The sequence below is a fragment of the Longitalea arenae genome (assembly GCF_016924755.1).
GTDB lineage: Bacteria > Bacteroidota > Bacteroidia > Chitinophagales > Chitinophagaceae > Niastella > Niastella arenae.
In genome coordinates this window covers 116,427-135,852 of record NZ_JAFFJX010000008.1, presented here as the reverse complement: position 1 = coordinate 135,852, position 19,426 = coordinate 116,427, and the positions used below count along the sequence as shown (strand labels likewise).

General features: G+C 45.9%; 11 protein-coding genes. 6 read left to right on the top strand and 5 right to left on the bottom strand.

The window, feature by feature from the left end:
* Positions 1-9: 9 nt before the first annotated feature.
* Positions 10-177 (bottom strand): DUF1328 family protein, encoded by a 168-nt coding sequence (locus JT717_RS16975; RefSeq protein WP_205511699.1) that lies wholly within the window; start codon positions 175-177, stop codon positions 10-12.
* Between the two features lie 364 nt (positions 178-541).
* On the opposite strand from JT717_RS16975, the gene JT717_RS16970 reads away from it, so the two are divergent.
* On the top strand, positions 542-859 hold the full coding sequence (locus JT717_RS16970) for a hypothetical protein (RefSeq protein ID WP_205511698.1): 318 nt from the start codon (positions 542-544) through the stop codon (positions 857-859).
* Here JT717_RS16970 and JT717_RS16965 read toward each other — a convergent pair.
* Complete coding sequence (locus JT717_RS16965) at positions 828-2,195, bottom strand: sensor histidine kinase (RefSeq protein WP_205511697.1); 1,368 nt, start codon at positions 2,193-2,195, stop codon at positions 828-830. The genes JT717_RS16970 and JT717_RS16965 overlap by 32 nt on opposite strands.
* A 184-nt stretch (positions 2,196-2,379) precedes the next feature.
* Between JT717_RS16965 and rpoN the strand changes: the two genes are divergently transcribed.
* The 4 genes from rpoN to JT717_RS16945 all read left to right on the top strand — a co-directional run bounded on the left by rpoN (position 2,380) and on the right by JT717_RS16945 (position 8,977).
* Positions 2,380-3,801, top strand: a complete 1,422-nt coding sequence (gene rpoN, locus JT717_RS16960) for an RNA polymerase factor sigma-54 (protein ID WP_205511696.1) — start codon at positions 2,380-2,382, stop codon at positions 3,799-3,801.
* Between the two features lie 100 nt (positions 3,802-3,901).
* The gene (locus JT717_RS16955; protein ID WP_205511695.1) at positions 3,902-5,461 is read left to right on the top strand and encodes a sigma-54-dependent transcriptional regulator; all 1,560 of its coding nucleotides are present in this window, start codon (positions 3,902-3,904) and stop codon (positions 5,459-5,461) included.
* A 96-nt stretch (positions 5,462-5,557) separates the two neighbouring features.
* Positions 5,558-7,510, top strand: coding sequence for a PAS domain-containing sensor histidine kinase (locus tag JT717_RS16950; RefSeq protein WP_205511694.1), 1,953 nt, complete (start codon positions 5,558-5,560; stop codon positions 7,508-7,510).
* 9 nt (positions 7,511-7,519) lie between these two features.
* Entirely contained in the window at positions 7,520-8,977 is a 1,458-nt protein-coding gene (locus JT717_RS16945) for a hybrid sensor histidine kinase/response regulator (RefSeq protein ID WP_205511693.1), read from the top strand.
* 88 nt (positions 8,978-9,065) lie between these two features.
* Here the strand turns inward: JT717_RS16945 and JT717_RS16940 are convergent, their stop codons facing one another.
* Positions 9,066-9,722 carry a porin family protein gene (locus JT717_RS16940; protein ID WP_205511692.1) on the bottom strand — a complete coding sequence of 219 codons (657 nt, stop codon included), beginning with the start codon at positions 9,720-9,722 and terminating at the stop codon, positions 9,066-9,068.
* Positions 9,723-10,166: 444 nt separating this feature from the next.
* Between JT717_RS16940 and JT717_RS16935 the strand changes: the two genes are divergently transcribed.
* Positions 10,167-11,816 carry a hypothetical protein gene (locus JT717_RS16935; protein WP_205511691.1) on the top strand — a complete coding sequence of 550 codons (1,650 nt, stop codon included), beginning with the start codon at positions 10,167-10,169 and terminating at the stop codon, positions 11,814-11,816.
* 25 nt (positions 11,817-11,841) lie between these two features.
* Here the strand turns inward: JT717_RS16935 and tamL are convergent, their stop codons facing one another.
* Positions 11,842-14,142 carry a translocation and assembly module lipoprotein TamL gene (gene tamL / locus JT717_RS16930; RefSeq protein WP_205511690.1) on the bottom strand — a complete coding sequence of 767 codons (2,301 nt, stop codon included), beginning with the start codon at positions 14,140-14,142 and terminating at the stop codon, positions 11,842-11,844.
* Entirely contained in the window at positions 14,129-19,246 is a 5,118-nt protein-coding gene (locus JT717_RS28840) for a translocation/assembly module TamB domain-containing protein (protein ID WP_205511689.1), read from the bottom strand. The genes tamL and JT717_RS28840 overlap by 14 nt, the downstream gene beginning before the upstream one ends.
* Between the last annotated feature and the right edge of the window lie 180 nt (positions 19,247-19,426).

The following is a 19,426-nucleotide window of genomic DNA, read 5'->3' as shown; positions in this document are numbered from 1 at the left end:
TGCTCATTGTTAGTCTACACGACGGAAGCCCCCTGCTATCAATGAGATCAGGAACAGTATGATAAAAATGAAAAACAGAATCTTCGCGATGGAAGCAGCACCTGCAGCTATACCTGTGAAACCAAACACTGCTGCTATTATAGCTACTACCAGAAATATCACTGTCCAACGTAGCATAGTAATAAATTTTAGGTGAATAAATCAGTTACTATCATTTAGCCGGCACGCGGTGCACTTGTTTCATTACCCGCAGTACCGGTATAACCTATAATTTGTAAAAATCATACCGCCGGCCCTTTCTAAACGCCCGTTATTACTGATCAATTAGTAATACTCCCCTGTTCAGGTAAAAAAAAATACACCGTGTAGACTAAGTTCTACATTATCTTTTTGCGTCTGAAAGACCCTTTGCCGGTACAATCTTTACAATACTTCAGGTAGCTGCTTCTTTCAAAGTCGTTATAAAAAATGAACAAGTGAAAGAGTGATTAGGGTTATTGTACCAATAAAAAGAGTTATTGTACCAATAAAAAATGAGGTTATGAAGAACAGCTATTTAATGCATATAGACGAGCAAACTACATTGGGGATTCCGTTGGAGGATATAGGTTTCTTATCATCATTCAAAGCAAACCTGCTTGAAGATATTCTTGCAGAGATCTATGTAATTGAAGTGACCCTGTCTAATCCCGACGCCTGCACCGTGGCAGCTTTAATTAAGATCGGCGCACAGACCGGCGAGTTCACCGGTTACAGCGTTGCCGTTCGATGGGAAACTGCTATTGCCAAAGCTTTTGAAAGCATCCGGTACCATGTTAAGGTCATCGCTAACCCTCCTGTACAGGAAAATATAAATTAAACAAGGCGCCTTTGTCGACCTGTGACGATGCAAGCACATATCCATTGTGATTGGTCATTACGCGTTCAACAATAGCGAGCCCGATGCCCTTGCCTTCATATTCGGCATCTGTATGCAGGCGCTGAAAGATCAAAAATATTTTCTGGTTGAATTCATTGCTGAACCCTATGCCATTATCCTGGATACTTATACGGATGAAGACCTTCTTCGATAAATTCTTGTCGATATGTACCAGTTCGTCACCGGTGGTTTGCACGCTCTGAATGGTAACTACCGGAGGAATACCTGGTTTGGCAAATTTCAGCGCGTTGTCGATAAGCGCCCTGAACATCATGAACAATTGTTTTTCGAAGCCGGTGATAGTAGGCATTTGACCGATATGGATAGTAGCCTTTTTAATATCTATATCCTGCCTGAGATACTCTACGACCGATTGCAATAATTTATCTGCGTTCACCACGCTTAACACTTCACCACCACGTACGAGATTGGCAAAATTCATAAGGTCTTCCAATAGCCCCTGCATACGGCGGGCAGAATAATCGATGCGCGAAAGGATCATCTGACCTTCCTCATTTAACTGATCGCGGTATTTCCAGTTCAACCGGTCGCTGAAAGTCCTGATGCGCCGCAAAGGCTCCTGCAGGTCGTGCGAGGTAGCAAATGCGATCTGCTCCAGCTCTACCGTATACGCGTTCACTTCGATCATTTTCTGCTCAAGCTCTTTTTGATAACGGGAACGCTGCCGGTATTCTTTAAGGATCACGGCAAAGGAAATAATAATGATAAGGGCAGCAAATAAAAATATGGCGGCAAAATAGCGCGGCATGGCCGATTCATATTTATTCACGGCATAACGTTTCACGAGGTTCATTTCTTCTTTTTGTATTGCCTTGAACACATTACGCAAACTATCCATGGCTTCCCTGGTTTCCAAAAGGCGGGCGCTGGATCGCAGATACACGCTGTGCTGAAAATGATCGATGAGATTGTTCATTAGCAAGCCGGCCTGATTCACCAGTTGGTGTTGATGGTTATTATCTGCCGTAAGCCGCTGCAATGAATCATAACCAGGTTTAATATCATTTCGGATACTCAAATACGGTTGTAGAAAAGTACTATCCCTTGTCAGCAGGAACCCTCGCTGGGCCGTTTCGGCTTCCTTGATATAGTTTTCCAGCTCACTGGTTTGCAACACCACTTTGTAGGCATGTTCTATACGCCGGTTCTGTGCGCCAGACTGCACATAGCTATTGTACAAGAGGTACGAGAGAGACAATGTAATTACCAGCGACAGTACAAAGGCCAGTGTAATAAAGGATAGTCGTCGTTTCATAGCGATTTTAGTTCTACAGTTCGGGGATTAATTTCTACAATCCCTTCATAGCAGTTTTAACATATGCAACATAGTAAAAAAACGAGTCAAGGACAAAATCCTATAAATCAATGCAATAAAATTTTATTTTGTAATAATCCAAAGTGGAAAGCATCTTGAAGTTAATAAAGAAAAATGAACCCGTATGTTACAGCAGAACCTTGTGCAGAAACAGGAAACCAAAATTTTGCCTCAGCAGATACAACTACTTAATTTATTCCATTTAAATACACTTGAATTAGAGCATAGAATTGAACAGGAACTGGAAGATAATCCTTTCCTGGATAAGAAAGAAGACGAGGACGAATCAGCGGGTGATAAATTCACCAAGGAGCAGGTGCAGGATTACCAGGACTGGGATGAGTACGGGTATGACGACATTCCCGACTATAAAATGGAATACAGTAATTATCTGCCGGACGAAGAAAAAACCTTCAGTCCGCTCAAGGCAGCGAGCGACTTCCGGGAAGATCTCAAGAAACAGTATCGCCTTTGCTGCAATGAAGCCGAAGAGACCCTGCTGGCAGATTACCTCATAGATTCGCTCAGCGACAATGGTCTGCTGGAACTGTCTCTCGAGAAGGTAGCTGAAGAATATTCATTCGCTTTCAAGACCTGGAAAGAAGCAGAGGATTTCGAGGTAGTGCTGAAGAACATTCAGAAGCTGGATCCCATTGGTATCGGCGCCCGCAGCATCTGCGAATGCCTGCTGTTACAGCTTCGGGCAATGAATGCCAAAAGACCCGATGTACAAAAGGCGATCAGCCTGCTGGAGAATCACTACCAGGACCTTCGCAACCGCAACATGGATAAAATAATGGAGTGCCTGCACCTGGAAGAGGATGAATTGAAGATCATCCTCGAGCTGGTAAGCTCATTGAAAATGAAACCGGTGGCAGAAGTACAGGAAGGCAGCACGCCCAACGCCCACATAATTCCCGATTTCCTGATCGTGCAGGAAGGCGATTACCTGGAAGTTTCCCTCTACAACCAGCGCTCATCCTCTCTTTTTATCAGCCGCGAATGGAAGGAAGTAGTGGCAGAAAGCCAAAAAAACAAGAAAGACACCGCAGCGGCACAATATTTAAAGAATAAATATCAGTCGGCCCAATGGTTCGTGAGCGCCATCAGGCAGCGTGAAAGCACCATGCTGCGCATTATGAAGGCCATCGTGAATATGCAGTATGATTATTTCCGCGAAGGCGATATCAAACTGCTGAAGCCCATGATCCTGAAAAATATTGCCGACAAAACCGGCGTAGATATTTCTACCGTATCGCGTATTACCTGTAATAAATACGTTGATACGCCATTTGGAATGATCTTGCTGAAAGACCTGTTTACAGAAGGCATTATCAATGAAAAAGGAGAAGCCATCAGTAACCGGGTCATTCAGGTGGCCATCGAAGACGCGATTGAGAAAGAAGACAAGAAAAATCCATATACCGACCAGCAACTGGTAGCTATTTTAGCGAAAAAAGGATTCTCTATTGCCAGAAGAACAGTTGCCAAGTACCGCGAAATTTTACAGATACCGGTAGCGCAAATGCGTTCGATATGGGCATAGCAACGGCATTGTTAAAAAATACTGAATTTTACGCTTTGATCAATCCGGGTATTCCTGAAACAATCCATCATAAACTCACAGTAAAAAAGTAAATTTGAAGATGCCGAAAATACTAGTAATTGACGACGACAGGGATATTTGCCTGTTATTGAAACGCTTTTTGACCAAGCATAACTATGAAGTGGCTGAGGTATATGCCGGTAAAAAGGCTCTTGAACTCATGAATTCATTCACCCCCGACCTGGTCATGTGCGATTTCAGGCTGGATGATATGGATGGCACTACTTTACTGGTGAAAATAAAAGAACAATTGCCCGATGTACCTGTCATTATTATGACCGGTTATAGTGATATAAAAGTAGCAGTGGAAGTAATGAAACTGGGGGCCTACGACTATATTGGCAAACCCTTATTCCCCGATGAAATTCTCGTCACCATAAAAAAAGCATTGCAAAACCAGGGCGCTACCGGCGCTCAGGCAACTACAACTGCTGCTTCGCCAGCGGCAACTCCGGCTGCGCCCGCTTATAACGCACCAGCAGCTGCCGAAGAGCAGAGTACGGTTGACGGCCGGGAAAAGAAACAGCAGGTCATTATTTCTGGCGACTACATATTTGGCGATAGCGACTCCTTCAAAAAGATCCTGAAACAGATCGACCTGGTAGCGCCTACCAGCTATAGCATTATCATTTATGGTGAAAGCGGAAGCGGTAAGGAGGCCATTGCCCAGGAAATACATAAACGCAGCCGCCGTAAATCCATGCCGTTCATAGCCATTGACTGCGGCGCCATGTCGAAAGAACTGGCCGGCAGTGAACTGTTCGGGCATGAAAAAGGCTCTTTTACCGGCGCCCTGAACCAGAAGATCGGCAGCCTTGAACTGGCGAACGGGGGCACTGTTTTCCTCGACGAAATCGGAAATCTGTCATACGATATACAGGTATCGCTGTTACGCGTGGTGCAGGAGCGAAAAATGCGCCGGGTCGGCGGAACAAAAGACATTGACCTCGACATCCGCATCATCGTGGCGAGCAATGAAAAGCTTTGGGACATTGCCCGGAAAGGAAAATTCCGCGAAGACCTTTACCATCGCTTTAACGAGTTCAGCATTGTAGTACCGCCTTTGCGTGAGCGTAAGGAAGATATTATGGTATTTGCCCGTCACTTCCTGCTGCAAACGAATAAAGAGCTGGAAAAAAATGTGAAAGGCTTTACCAAGGAAGTAGAAGATATTTTCAAAAATTATATTTGGTATGGCAACCTGCGCGAATTGAAGAACGTGATCAAACGGGCCACCCTGCTGGCGGAAGGTTCTTTCATTGAAGCACATACATTGCCATTTGAAATTTCGAATTTTACCCGGTTGCAGTTCGACGAAGCACCCGATACGCCCTATTTACAGGCGGAACCCAAACAAACCGTTCCAACGCCGCCTATTCCTTCACCCATTACTGAAGCGGAAATACCAAGGCCGCATCCGCATCATTCACACAGTGAACTTTCCCTGAAGAATGCAAGCATTGACGCCGAGTATGAAACGATCATTGAAGCGTTAAAGAAATCAAACTTTAACAAAAGCAAAGCAGCAAAACTGCTGAACATTGACCGTAAGACATTGTATAATAAAATGAAGCAATACCAGGAATTTAATAACCAGTAATCAGCGGTAACATTACCCTGTGAAGGAAATATACGCATATAAGTCCAGGCTTTGATGGAACAACTAATAAACCAGGAGATTAACCCTCTGAAGCTTTTGTTTCAATCCAATAGCGACAATGACGGGCTTCCGGATAAGATCACCGATTTTATTCCGGCGATCGTCTATGTGTATGATGCCGACACAAAAAAGCTGAAGTATATCAACCGTAAGGTCACCGACCTGCTCGGTTATAGTTTTAATGATGTACATACCTGGGATGATAACCTGCTTTCTATCGTACATAAGGACGACGTGGAAAATGTAAAAAAAGAGCTCGCAAAGTTCGACGCTTTACAGGACGAAGAAAGTTATAGCTATAATTCACGCCTCACGCATAAATCGGGCAACTGGATGTATTTCCGCACAATGGGTACGGTGCTTAACCGCGATACCAAAGGCCGGGCTGCCAGTTTTTTATTTATCGCCCAGGATATTACCGGTGAAGTGGAAACAGGGAACCAGTTCAAACGCATAGAAGAGCTGTTTAACGACACCCAGGAGCTGTTGAAATTCGGCGTCTGGGAATGGTCGGTGCCCGACAATAAGATCACCTGGAGCAATGGCCTGTACCGCATACTCGGCTATGACCCCAAAACAGAAAAAGACAAATTGCATATAACGCCGGAATTTTACCTGCAGCATGTAGTGGATACCGACCGCAACAAAGTCTTATATAATCAGAAAGAGCACCTGGCGCATCATGAATACGACCTGTATTACAAAATATTTGACCGCAACGGGCGGTTAAAAGATGTACGGGAAAAAGCCAAAGTGTTCAGGAACGACAAAGACGAACTGTTGCGCGTTATTGGCAGCACCATAGATATAACCGAGCAATCACAATTATACCGCGATCTGGCCGCTTACAAAGCCATGAAACAGGAAAATGAAGAGTTTCTTGACTATGGCACCTGGGAAGTGGACGCCCGAAGCGGGCATTATTTCTGGTCAGATGGCATGTACCGCCTGTTTGGATATAATCCCGAAACAGATAAGAGCAAGGTGGTAGTAAATGAAGCGCTTTATCAAAAGCACATGAATGAAGAACATTTTGCCAGAAGCAAGTCATTTATCGATTCGGTGATAGCCGAGCAGGAACGCCCGGAAAAATTTGTAAGCGAATACGAGATCAAGACCAACGATGGCAGCATTAAGCGAATCGAAACTTCCGGCAGATTATTTTACGACAATGCAGGCCAGTGGATAAAGACGATTGGAACTTCGCGCGACATCACCCGTTTGCGCCAGTACCAGTCGAACCTGGAAGAAAAGATCAGGGACCTTGACCGTTCCAATAAAGAGCTGGAAGAATTTGCCTACGTAGCTTCCCACGATATGAATGAACCGCTGCGTAAGATCACTACATTCATTGAGCGGCTGGAAAGCAAATACAAATCGGAGCTGGGAGCAGATGGTAAACTATACCTGTCGCGGATCTCTGCTTCGGTAGAGAACATGCGCCACCTGATCGATACCCTGCTCGAGTTCAGCCGTACAACGCGCACCAACCAGCCCTTTGTACCCGTTGACCTCAATGCGATCATGAAGGAGGTTCAAACCGACCTGGAACTTAAGATTGAAGAGACCTCCACCAGTTTTCAGATCGATGCGCTTCCGGTCATAGAAGCGATCCCTTCCCAGATGAAGCAGTTGTTTGATAATTTAGTGAATAACTCCATCAAATTCAGGAAACTCAATACACATCCCATTATAAATATCCGGTGTTCGCGATTATCACGCCGGCAGAAAGAACAACACCAGCTGGATACCGCAAATAACTGGTTCAAAATTGAATTTACCGATAACGGCATCGGGTTTGAACCGGAATATAAAGAACGGATATTCCAGATCTTCCAGCGCCTGCATGGGAAAACCGAATACCCGGGCTCTGGCATCGGGCTGGCGATCTGCAAAAAAATAATCGATCAGCACAAGGGACTGATCTACGCAACCGGCGAGCCGGATAATGGCGCTACCTTTACTATAATATTGCCGGAACATCAATAAAATTACCTGATGATAGTATCCAATTTACAGGCCCGTATCCTCATTGTAGATGATGATGAGGACGATTTTTTAATTACCAGTGATCTCATACGCAATATTCCGTCATCGGGTTTTTCAACCAACTGGTGCTACTCTTATAAGGACGCGCTTGAACAAATGAAAAGCCGCGCCTACGATATCTACTTTATCGACTACCGCCTCGGTGCCAAAACCGGGCTCGACCTGTTGAAGGAAGGTATTGCAGCCGGCTGCGAAGAACCGGTGATCCTTTTAACCGGTAAAGGCAACCACACGGTTGATATGGAAGCCATGCGGGTGGGCGCCATGGATTACCTGGTAAAAGGCGAATTAAACGAAGAAAAACTGGAACGTTCCATTCGCTATGCACTCGACAGATCGGCTTCTGTGAAGGCCCTCCGGGCCAATGAGCGCAAATACCGCAACATGTTCGAGCGTTCGAAGGACATGGTGTTCACCGCTGACCGGGAAGGCCGCTTTAAAGATGTGAACATTGCTACTACCGACCTGGTGGGTTATACGCGGGAAGAACTGATGCAGATCAATATCTATGACCTCTTCATTCAAAAGAAAGAAGAAGAACGGTTCAGATACCTGTTCACCGAACGCCAGGAAGTGAATGACCTCGAAGCAGAGATCCGCACCAAACAGGGCGAACACCGCATCTGCATTATTTCTGCATCGCTGGAAACAGATAACAACAACCAGCTCTACATGCAGGGCATTGTACACGATATCACCAACCTGAAAAAGGCAGAAAAAGCAACCCTGCAGATAGAAAAGCTGGCAGCCACCGGCCGTCTCGTACGCACGCTGGCCCATGAAGTGCGCAATCCTCTGAACAATATCAATCTGTCGGTAGAACACCTGCGGGAAGAAGCAGGCGGTGATGAGAACGGTTCTACTTACCTGGAGATCATTCAACGGAACAGCAACCGTATTGGCGCTCTGATCACGGAATTGCTGAACTCATCGCGGCCGGCGGAAATGAAAATGGAGCCACATGTGCTGCAGAGCGTAATGGATGAAAGCATACTCGACGCCATTGACCGGCTTACCCTGCAACGGATAAAGCTGGAGATCAAGTACCCTGACGTACCGGTGACTGTAACGGTAGATAAGGAAAAATTAAAGCTTGCCTTTTCGAATATACTTATCAATGCTACCGAAGCCATCCATCATAAACAGGGAAGAATTTCCGTAGTAATAAACCGTGATCCTGATCCAAGCATTATTATCAGCGATAATGGTTGCGGCATCAGTGAAGAAAATATCTCCCGGCTGTTTGAACCTTATTTTACATCCAAACGCAATGGGATGGGATTGGGATTGGCAAGCACCCTGAACATCATCCAATCAAATAAAGGAACGATCGATGTCAAATCCACTTTGAATGTGGGTACATCCTTCATCATTACGTTCCCCAAAAACCAGGAAGTGGCCAATTAATAAAAGGAGCATGAGTTAACTCAGTACCAATATAAAAACCCCGGCGGTATCGCCGGGGTTTTTCCTTGAATCCTCAAACCCGTATCGCTCAAAAACCTATTCCGATATATAATGAGATAGCGCTGTTCTTTGAATCTTTTGTCAATTCTCCAGACAGGCTACCGGACTTCCCAATCTCTCTTAATCCGTAACTGTAACGCGCACCTATAGTAAAGTTAGAAATATCTATGCCAAGCCCACCGGCAAGACCGTAATCGAACCGTTGAAAATTCTCGGCATCCAGATCAGTAATATCCTCGATGGTTCCATCGTCTTCCAGGTCTTTGATATTCGCACTAACAAGATAAGATACGTAGGGGCCAACATGTAAGTTGAAATTTTTGGCAACATTGAATACTGCCAGTACCGGCAATTCAATATAATTCAAATTGAACCTGTACTCGCCCTCTCCCTGGATAAAATTATCATAGGTTTCTTTAGCCCCTTTGCTTGTATATAATAATTCAGGCTGAATGGAAAAACCTTTTGTCACTGGTAATTTGGCAAAGAAGCCTGCATTGAATCCGACTTTCATATTCTCGTCGGACACGTCCTGAACATACATGTTGGTGAGGTTCACACCCCCCTTGATACCAAATTTAGGGGATAGATCATCTTCTGCTGGCGTCTGCTGCTGTTGCGCAAAGGCACTTGTTCCTGTTAAAAAAGCGGCCGAAAATAGGGCTGCACACATAAACCTTTTCATAAGAAATAATTTAGTCTCAATCTTTACATATACTGTTAAAATTCCTATGCCCCCGCCGTAAACTCAATCCAGGAGCGAGTTTCATGGTTTTTGCTGAGGAAATATATCCTCATACACTGCCACAAATTGGTTAGTGATTTTCTCTACACTGCCGGCAGGCACAATAATTTTTTACATATCCCGAAACCTAATCAGTTGACATATGAGTAAGTTTCTTAATTGGATAAAAGCCATTGTAATAGCCATGATAAACGTTTGTTTATTGTGCGGAGCAGGCCATGCACTCGACTGGATCAGATTTATATTCAGTAAAACATCTCGCGCCGGGCGCAGGATAATGCAATTTGTTCTTAACAACCGGTAACTAACGTCTCATAATAACCGATATTTTATAATTTATATGGCATAATCAAGATTGGAGCCCACACCCCTAAATACATACAAATGAAAAAGCTATTCTTCCTGCTCATCCTTGTCCTGCTTGTTGCCGGGGGCATTATATACTACAGACAATGGCGTAAGGATTTCCTGCTTAAAAAAGTTCCGCAACTGGTATTCCTGAAATCAGACAGTTTATACCGAATAACCTACGATCACATTGATATCGATGAAGTGGAAGGAGAAATTATGATCAGGAACCTTCAACTGATCCCTGATTCCACTTATAAAAAGCCAACCGACAGCACCCTGCCCCGTAACTTATTGCGCGTTACCGTTCCTGAAGTATATGTATCGGGTGTGCAAACAGATGCTGCCGTATTGAACAAGGAAGTAATTGCCACCAGGATCAGGCTCACCAAACCCGTAGTAACCATGTACAACAACCGACGTGGCGCAAAGGTCAATGACACTACGCCGACCACCGACAAAATTTACAAGGTGCTGCTACGTGGACTGGAAAAGATCAAAGTAGATACGATCTTAATTACCGATGCCGATTACCATATTTGCAAATGGCCCGGCGGCGACACTGTTTTGAGTAGCAAAAAGATCAATGCGCAGCTGCATCATATTAATATCAGCGACAGCACCAGCAACGATCCCAACCGGATCCTGTTCGCAGAAAAAGCTGTGCTTGATGTACACCGGCTATCGTTAAATCGCACGAATCGCTTTTATCAATATCAGCTGAATAACCTGGCCTTACGATCGGGCGAAAGATCATTTGCCGTTAGTCATATACACATCACCCCTTTAATGGGCGAGGCGGCATTTATGCGGGCCGCCAAATGGCAAACCGACCGGCTCGATTTTGACGTTTACAACCTCCTGTTCAAGCAGGTAAATGTGCAGGAATTGCTTAATGGCAATCTGATCGCCAATGAACTGGGCATTAAAAAAGCCAGCATTAAAATATTCAGGGATAAAGCATATCCTCCTAAAAAAGAGAGCAAGGTAGGGCATTACCCGCACCAGGAGCTGCGCAAATTACCCATCGATGTCAGCTTAAAAAAAATCACCGTACAACAGGCATACATCGAGTATAAGGAAAAAGTTCCGCAAACAGGGAGCAACGGTGTCATAATATTTGACAACATATATGCAACCCTGCATAACGTAACCAACCGGAAAGAAGACATTCGCAACAATGGCATCTTTACCGTGAACTTCAGCAGCCGCTTATTGAGCAGGATACCCATGACCGCCACCCTGAAGCTTCATCTCAACAGCAATAACGGAAAATTTGCCGTGAACGGCAGCCTGAAAGCAACGGACGCTACGATCTTCAACCGCCTGAGCAAACCAATGGCGATGGTAGAGATCAACTCAGGCAATATCAACAGCCTCGACTTTAATCTTATTGGTAACGACTACCGGGCGAAAGGCATCGTCAGGCTTTTATACGACGACCTGAAGATCAAGATCCTGAAAAAGGACGAGGAGAAGAAGGAAATAAAAGCTAAAAAAATGGTCTCTTTAATGGCCAATATGATGATCATGGATGCCAACCCTGGTAAGAACAATGGTTTGGAGCGGATCGTTACCGTTTCCCGTGCAAGGAACACCAGTCAGTCGATTTTCAATCTTATCTGGAAATCCATCTTTGAAGGCGTACAAAAAACAGTCGGTCTCGACGGGGGACTGCCCTTATAACCAGTTACTCAGTTGCCGCAACCCCTTAGAACGGATAACCGATCGCCAGGTTAAATACCAGGTTCTGCTTGCGCCACTCGCTGCTGCCCCAATTGAACTCTTTCAATACCCACCGTTCTTTTTCCGGCAACCAGGGTTTGCGCACCGGGAAGGCCAGGTCGAGCCGTAATACCAGGAAATTCAGGTCGAACCGTATACCGGCGCCTGTACCAACCGCCAGTTCATTCAGGAACTTATTGGTGAATAAAGAACCGGGCTTATTGGGATCTTCGTTATACAACCACACATTACCCGCATCTATAAACACAGCTCCATGTACAATACCCACTATGGGGAACCGCAATTCGGTATTCAACTCGAGCTTGATGTCGCCAGGTTGTTCTGCCAGCAATCCGGCATTCTGTGGGGCCTGAAAGGTACCAGGTCCTACAGACCGGCTTCTAAATGCTCTTATACTGTTATTACCACCCGAAAAGAATTGTTTTATATATGGCAGGGCGCTGGAATTACCATAAGGGATACCAATACCGGTAAAGATGCGGTTAGCCCATACGCTATTCCCTCCTCCTACTTTCCGGTAAAACCTGAAATCGCCCTGTAAGCGCGTATATTGAGAGAATTGTTTGCCGAATATTTTCGCCGTATCTCCCTTGTTGATATTGGCGCCCATGGCCAGCCCGGCAATATTACCCGAGAGGTCGATGCCGGCGTTCAGATAAAAACCATTCACCGGGCGGTTATTCAGCACATTGGTGTAGGTGTAAGAATAGGATGAGCCGAGGATAAACTGCGTGTCGATCGCCTGGTACAATGAAGGGTTCTCCTTGGCGCTGTCAATATATTCCGGCGTAATGTTAACAGGTTGAACATAGTTAACCTCTATGGGATTCAACTCATGTTCTTTTTCCAATGATTCCTTCCAGGTGAAACCATAACTGGTCCGGAAGGAATTCATCGTATATAATTTTTGCCTTTGCAGCACATCATACCCTAAGGTGATGGTCGTGCGCGGCAGGAATCCGCCTTTGGTATTGAAGTTAAAGAAAGGCACCAGGAAGCGGGGGAAGGAAAGTGAAGGTTCCAGTCCATACCGCAACGTATTATATCCTTTAAACTGGCCGCTGTATTGTAATTCGAAACCGGCAGAAGCTCTTATCACAAATTGTTCTCCACCGCGCATGGCATTGCGGTTCCGCCATGCAAGGGTGACATTTGAACCGGTCAGGTTATTCGACTTGGTAAGCCCATTTATTTCCAGCCTCAGGGATTTTTTCGGCAGCCTGGTCAGGTAATAGAATGAGTTCAGCAAGGCTGAATCTGAATTGGGCACCACCTCGAACCGGTTCTTTACAAACTTGAAGATATTCATGCTGATCAGGCGGCTGATGCTGGCATTGTGGTCTGTACGGTTATATACATCCCCGGGGTCAAATGCCATGGACTGCTGAAAGAGCTTAGGCTTAAAGATCTTCCGCCTGTCAACCACATAATAGCCTTTGTAGAACGTAGCGCCGGCCTTACTGGTATCCATTTCGCCGGGCTGCAAATTAAAACCGGTATATATGAATACATCATTTATGCGGAAGACTTTGCGGGCATCTGCAGGGGTTTCGGGCTTAACGGTCATGAACAGATCAACCTTGTTATTACCTACCGTGGTATCTGCTTTTACCAGCAGGTAATCGGGACTAAAGAAATAAAATCCATGTTCCTTCAGATAATTATCAATGCGTGTTCTTTCAGTGGTAATGACCTGCAGATCGAAAGGATCATTCGGTTTCAGCAATGTTTTCGGCATCGTTTCCCGGATGGTTTGGGGCAGTACCGTACTGTCGCCGGTGAACCGCACTTTATCAATATGGTATTGATCGCTTGTGTGCACAGCATACTCGGCAGATGCCTTTTTATTTTTAACCGTTGTATCGCCTGTTACCTGTGCATGGAAATATCCTTTATTGATCAGGTAGTTCTGCAACACCTGTACGTTCGTATTGAGGTTGAGATCGCTCAGCAGCACAGGGCGCTGTCCCCATTTCTCCCGGATCCATTTACCCGGGCCTTTTTTCGCGCGTGCGAACTTATTATAAATGTACAATTTGAATGGTATGCCCAAAAATCGTTGATTAGGCACCGGCCGGGTCAGTGAGCTCAATTGACTGCGCAGCGCCTTTTTCTTTTTCTTCGATACCTTATTGTCCTTAATATCTATGCGCGCACCTGTATAGAGCGCGTCGCCCGGGGGCAGGTTTTTGGTACTTGAACATGAATAAAGGGTTAAGAAGCTCAGTACCAGTAAAGCATAATATGAATATCTAGCTGTCTTCACGCCGTATCAGTTCCCTGTTTTCAGGTGATGGAATATGTGTTTGTGGTGGAGTAGGTGTTTGCTGTTGTTGCCGTTCTTCACGCGCTTCCCTGATACGCTGGCGCCTTTCTTCCCGGGCTTTTTTACTCAGGAACAGGTTCCTGAATTTGTTGTAATCAAGTGTTATTATAAACCCTACACCGGTCTCTATCACATACCCTTCGATAACCCCTTCATACTCATTTTTGCGATAAGCCCTTAACATGTAGCGGCGGTCTTTGCTAAGGCTATAATCAACGGCTACATTACCGGCAATATTACTCGAATTGCGGTTCGTGTTGCGCGCCCCTTCCAGTTCAAAATTGCTTCCGACAGTTACTGTCAACCGGTCGTTCATGAGCCTTTTCGACAACGCTACATTCATGTCTGTTCGGGTCTGTGCCGTACCGGTTGAATAATCATCGAACGATGTAACGTCGAAGTTAATGTCAACGCCCTGTATGAGGTCACCGGCGAGCCGGTTCAATTGTTCGGTTAACAGTTTGCTGGCGCTCTGGCGGGCAAAAGATTCAGCCGTTAACCCGCCTGCACTGCTTTCAAACGGATTCTCACCAACAAAGCGGTTCAACAGCAAGAGCGAGAATACCTGCTTATTCAATTCTGAAGGTTCCTGCCGCAATTGAGTAAGCCGGTAGTTAATGGTGGTGGCAGTTCCTTTCGAAACCTCATTGCTTTCCTCGGGCAATTGAATATCGAAAGTGATCATTGGTTGTAATAACTCACCCTGCAGTTTCAGTAATACTTCAAAGGGCAGGCGTTGCAGATAGGCATTACGGGTATTGGCTTCTTCGTCAGCGATCTGGTTCTTTACCAGGTCCATGGGCGCTGCCTTGGTCTTATAAATAGCGGTAACATCGAGGTCGGCCTTGGTAGGTTCGCCATTCCACACGATCTTGCTGCCCTGCTGTATTTCGAAACGGCGCTTTAAGAAATTATAACTTAACTCATAGGCGCCATTCTGGATCTCATAGGAACCCGTAAGGGTGGTTTTACCGCTGGGATCTATCCCGCCGGAAAGTAAACCCTCACCCTGCATGCGAATGAAGTCACCATTCCCTTCATCTACTACCATACTGAATATGGCCTCTTTCTTGATCTCGAGGTTGGCGGTAATGTCCAGTCCGCGTAAACCGGACTGGTTCAGGGAATCAAAGCCGGCCATGGCATTCATAAACAAGGTATCGTTCTCGGGCGCATCCATATCTACAAATTGTACGATACCTTCCCGTTTCACCACCGATGGGTCCTGCTGCGGCAATACCACCGTTACGTTTGTTTTATCGCCAATGGTAATGCTTCCGTCGATCACCGGTGCTTCCGCGGTTCCCTTGATCTTCATATTACTGCTGAACAGCAGCTGCCCATAGTATAACCTGTTCTGCTGTTTCGTGCTGTTCATCGCCTGGAAATTATTGGCCCGCAAAGAAAGATCGAACCGGTATTTGGCAAAATCAGTTGTATAGATCATACCGTCGATGGTCGCTTTGTTCCTGGCCGAATCTTCTATCATAAAACTGTCGAACCTGATCCCCTGGTTATTCACGGTGATCGTTTCGTCCTCAATGTGGAATAGACTGTTGAGCATGCTCAGGTTCAGGTCTGTTTGTTTAAAGCTCAGTGCTCCGTTCACATTTGGTTTTGCAAAAGATCCCGAAACATCGAACTGGCCGGTCACCTGTCCCTTCGCATCTTTGATGGCCCCCTGGGTGGCGCCTTCTATTGACGCCATATTCAAGGTATCTAGCGAAACCTTAAACCGGAAATCATTTCCATTCACCGGTTTCATATAAAAATCGCCTTTAACGGTGGCATGGTTTCCCTGTCCGGTCAAAAGAATATCGGCATTGATGATATCGGCGCTGGTGTTCTTTGCCTTAACAATTACATTACCTACAGTATCGCGTTGGAAATTGAGGTTGCTGATGGTCATATCGCCTGAGAACAAAGGTTGTTTGGTAAGGTTGTATAACAATATTTCACCATCGAGGGTTCCATCGAGCGCCAGCGTATCGGCCATCGCAAAATCGGCCAGCGTAGAGATCTGAAAACTGGTAAAGCTGGCCTCTACAGGTGCATTTATGATATTGCCCTGGCTCTTCAGACTGAACTGCTGAAAATTATGGTTCAGCATGAAATTGGTCACTCTTATATCGTTCTTCCCGATATGTATCTTATTGTCGGGCGCCACCGTCCACAGGTCGTAGTTCAATAGCAGGCTATCCGGTTTCAGACTGATATCGTACACGCCGAATTGCGGTTGCTGCATCACACCGGGAATGGCATATTGTATCCGGCCGGTTTGATCGTGAAAGCGGGTAAGAAAATCTACTTTATTGCCCGCCACGTTGGCGCGTACAGATGTATTATGCACCGAATTACCGCCAAGCTGGATCTGCTTTACAGTTGTATTCAGGAACAATGCGCTGTCGCGGGCGCCCGCGTCGAGCTGCAGATTATCAATGGTCATCCCACTCATGGCCAGTATGGGCATTTCTGCATCGGCCTGCCAGCCGCTGTCACTGGCGAAATGCGCATTCAACTGCAACCATTCAAATCGTTGTAATGTGGGCAATGCCACTTTCAGCGCCGGATTATCGCGGGCATACAGCGTCATGCGGAAATTATATGGTTTTGCGGGTGTTGCAGCTGCCGGTTTTTTAACAGGCATTACAGCAAAATAAGGTTGTATGGCCTGCATGAAAACGTCAGCAAGGGCTGTGAGCTGATATTTACCGGTGAGCGATGCTTTGGCAATATCACTTTCCAAAGTGATCTGGCTGCTGTCGCCAGACCGCCGGGCGGCTACCGTAACGGTATCCAGCTGTAAGCGGTCTTTACCTACTACCAGTAAGGAGTGAATGATGTTTACATCACCCTGCAAACTGTCGGGATTGATACTGGGCATATCGGCGGTAATTTTTCCGCGATAGATAATATCCTGGGGCGTTAAATTGAGTGGTTTTGTTTTAATGCTGTCGATGGTAAGATCTGCCATCAGGGCTGGGTCAGCCAAAGCGAGGTTCACCGCTATACTTCCCGCCAGCCTGATGTTTTCATCAGCGATGCTCAGGTTGCCTTTCGCCTGTTGATCTTTGATGGATCCATCGAGGTTGATGTTGCGGTAATTGTATTTCTGGAATACCACGCTGGCTACTGTTCCCTTCAATTGCGCGTCGGCCGTCTCCAGCGTCAATCCTTTACCTTGTGCCTCTACGTTAGCAGACACTGTTTGCAAACTGGGGTTTTTCAATATAGCTCCCGCCTGTACCTGCTGGGCCTGAACTTCCATATCATAAGTGGCGGCCTTTACATCCTGGTAATTGGCCATGGTACCATTCAGGCTGACATTGCCGGAAGAAGTTTTCAACTGTACATTGGTGTGCATTTGCTGCCCGTTGCCTTTGACAGTACCGCTCAGTTGCACCCGGACGGGAATTTCTACCTGCGCCAGCACTTCTTTGGGCAGGAACCGTTCGGCGTCTTTGCGGGTGGTGCTGATCTCTTTGATGCGCAGATCACCATACAGTTTATTTATGTCGGGCAGGCCTACGATCGTACCGGCCACATCCAGTTCTGTATCGTTCCAGCCCCGTACCTGTAATACCCGGGCGGTAAGCCGGTTCACCCGGCCCTGTACATCGGCATTGATAGAGAAAACGGTACCCGGATCACTGAATGCCGGCTGGCTTCTGAGCGCAGGCACAAAATAGAGAATGTCTTTATTGGAAATATAACAGCCTGGCAGCACGGCTTTTACCTGCAGGCTGCCAATATCTTTTTGCAAAGCTTCGAGGGAAGGATAATCAAGATGGATGGTATGTTTAATACGGGTGCCGGGGGTTTGCACCAATAAGCGGTCGATACGCACTTTTTGATCGGTATACACAAAATCACCCCGAAGCTGCTGCAATGTGAATCCGCTTTGTTCTTTAAAAGCCACCTGCTGAACCGAGGCGGTGATGGCGCCTTTATCCATCAATACTTCGCGCGCCTGCACCGTAAAATCACTGGCCTTCAAATGGCCATAATCAAGCACCTGCTTTTGCCGCGGCTGGTTCTCATCATCGAACTGAAAAAATGTTTTCTGGATATTTATATTCTTTGCATTTACCAGCCAGCTTTGGGCAGCCACATCCTTAGCTTCTGTTTTTGCTTTTTCGGCCACAAGTTTGGCCGATTGCGTTTTTCCCATGGTTACCCGGGTTTCTGAGCCCAGCAACCGAAAGTGATCGAGGATGACCCGGCGGCCATTCAGGTCGGCGGTGTTTACACGGGTATCCAGCGACTTTAATTTTGCATGGGTGTACAGGGCCGACACATCATTTTTGTATTCGACATCGATGTTCTTGAGATGCACCTGCCTCAGGTTAAGATTAGGCATGGGTGCTACGCCCGAGTCATTGGCCACCACATCCTCAACCGTTACCAGGGGTTTGTATTGATATAAACGGGCGGTTAAGCCGTCGAGGTTTATAGCGGGGATGCTAAATATCTGTTTCTGGGGATCGAATTGGCTGATGCGGCTGTCAAAATGTTTTAATTGAATGGCCCAGTCATTACCTGAGATGGTATCTTTATAAAGGAAGCGGATATCGTCGAGGTACAAATGATCGAGGCTCATTTTTAACGCTGCAGTATCGGCTGGTTTGGCCGGCTTTTTATTTTCAACAACAAAGGCATCTATCAGGAATTGAAAATTATATACAGTATCAGGCAATTGCCGTTTTATTTTGGCCGTCATGCCCTGCAAGCGCAGGTCGCCTATGCGCACTTCATTCTGCAGCAATTTTAACATGGCGATATTTACCTTGATACGGCCGCCATACAAAAGGGTATCTTTTGTTTTGTCTTCGAGATATATTCTGTCGAGTACAACGGATGAGGGAAAACCAATGCGCAGCCTGCCGATCTCAACGCGGGTGCCCAGTTTGGTTTGCAGCCATGCCTGCACCTTTTGGCGGGCAAAATTCTGAACGGGTGGCGTTTGTACCAGTACTGCTATCAATAGCAGCCCCACAAAGATCCACAGGAATATTTTGAGCGTTATTTTAGCCGCTTTCTTCACATCATTAGCTTTAGAGTACTGTATCCCTTCCCAACAGTCTATTCTTATCGCAGCCAGGATACTACATCGAGCATACCTGTATAAACCATAAATACCTATGCCATTACAGTAATAAGAAATAAATATCAAATCCGGATCGTGGCAGCTTATGCGTGTAGAAAAAAATCTACGTCAGGACAG

Bases quoted from the DNA above. Each gene is read 5' to 3' on its own strand.
- JT717_RS16975 (WP_205511699.1), bottom strand. From the start codon at position 177: ATGCTACGTTGGACAGTGATATTTCTGGTAGTAGCTATAATAGCAGCA.
- JT717_RS16955 (WP_205511695.1), top strand. From the start codon at position 3,902: ATGCCGAAAATACTAGTAATTGACGACGACAGGGATATTTGCCTGTTA.
- JT717_RS16965 (WP_205511697.1), bottom strand. From the start codon at position 2,195: ATGAAACGACGACTATCCTTTATTACACTGGCCTTTGTACTGTCGCTG.
- JT717_RS16935 (WP_205511691.1), top strand. From the start codon at position 10,167: ATGAAAAAGCTATTCTTCCTGCTCATCCTTGTCCTGCTTGTTGCCGGG.
- rpoN (WP_205511696.1), top strand. From the start codon at position 2,380: ATGTTACAGCAGAACCTTGTGCAGAAACAGGAAACCAAAATTTTGCCT.
- JT717_RS16945 (WP_205511693.1), top strand. From the start codon at position 7,520: ATGATAGTATCCAATTTACAGGCCCGTATCCTCATTGTAGATGATGAT.
- JT717_RS16970 (WP_205511698.1), top strand. From the start codon at position 542: ATGAAGAACAGCTATTTAATGCATATAGACGAGCAAACTACATTGGGG.
- JT717_RS16940 (WP_205511692.1), bottom strand. From the start codon at position 9,722: ATGAAAAGGTTTATGTGTGCAGCCCTATTTTCGGCCGCTTTTTTAACA.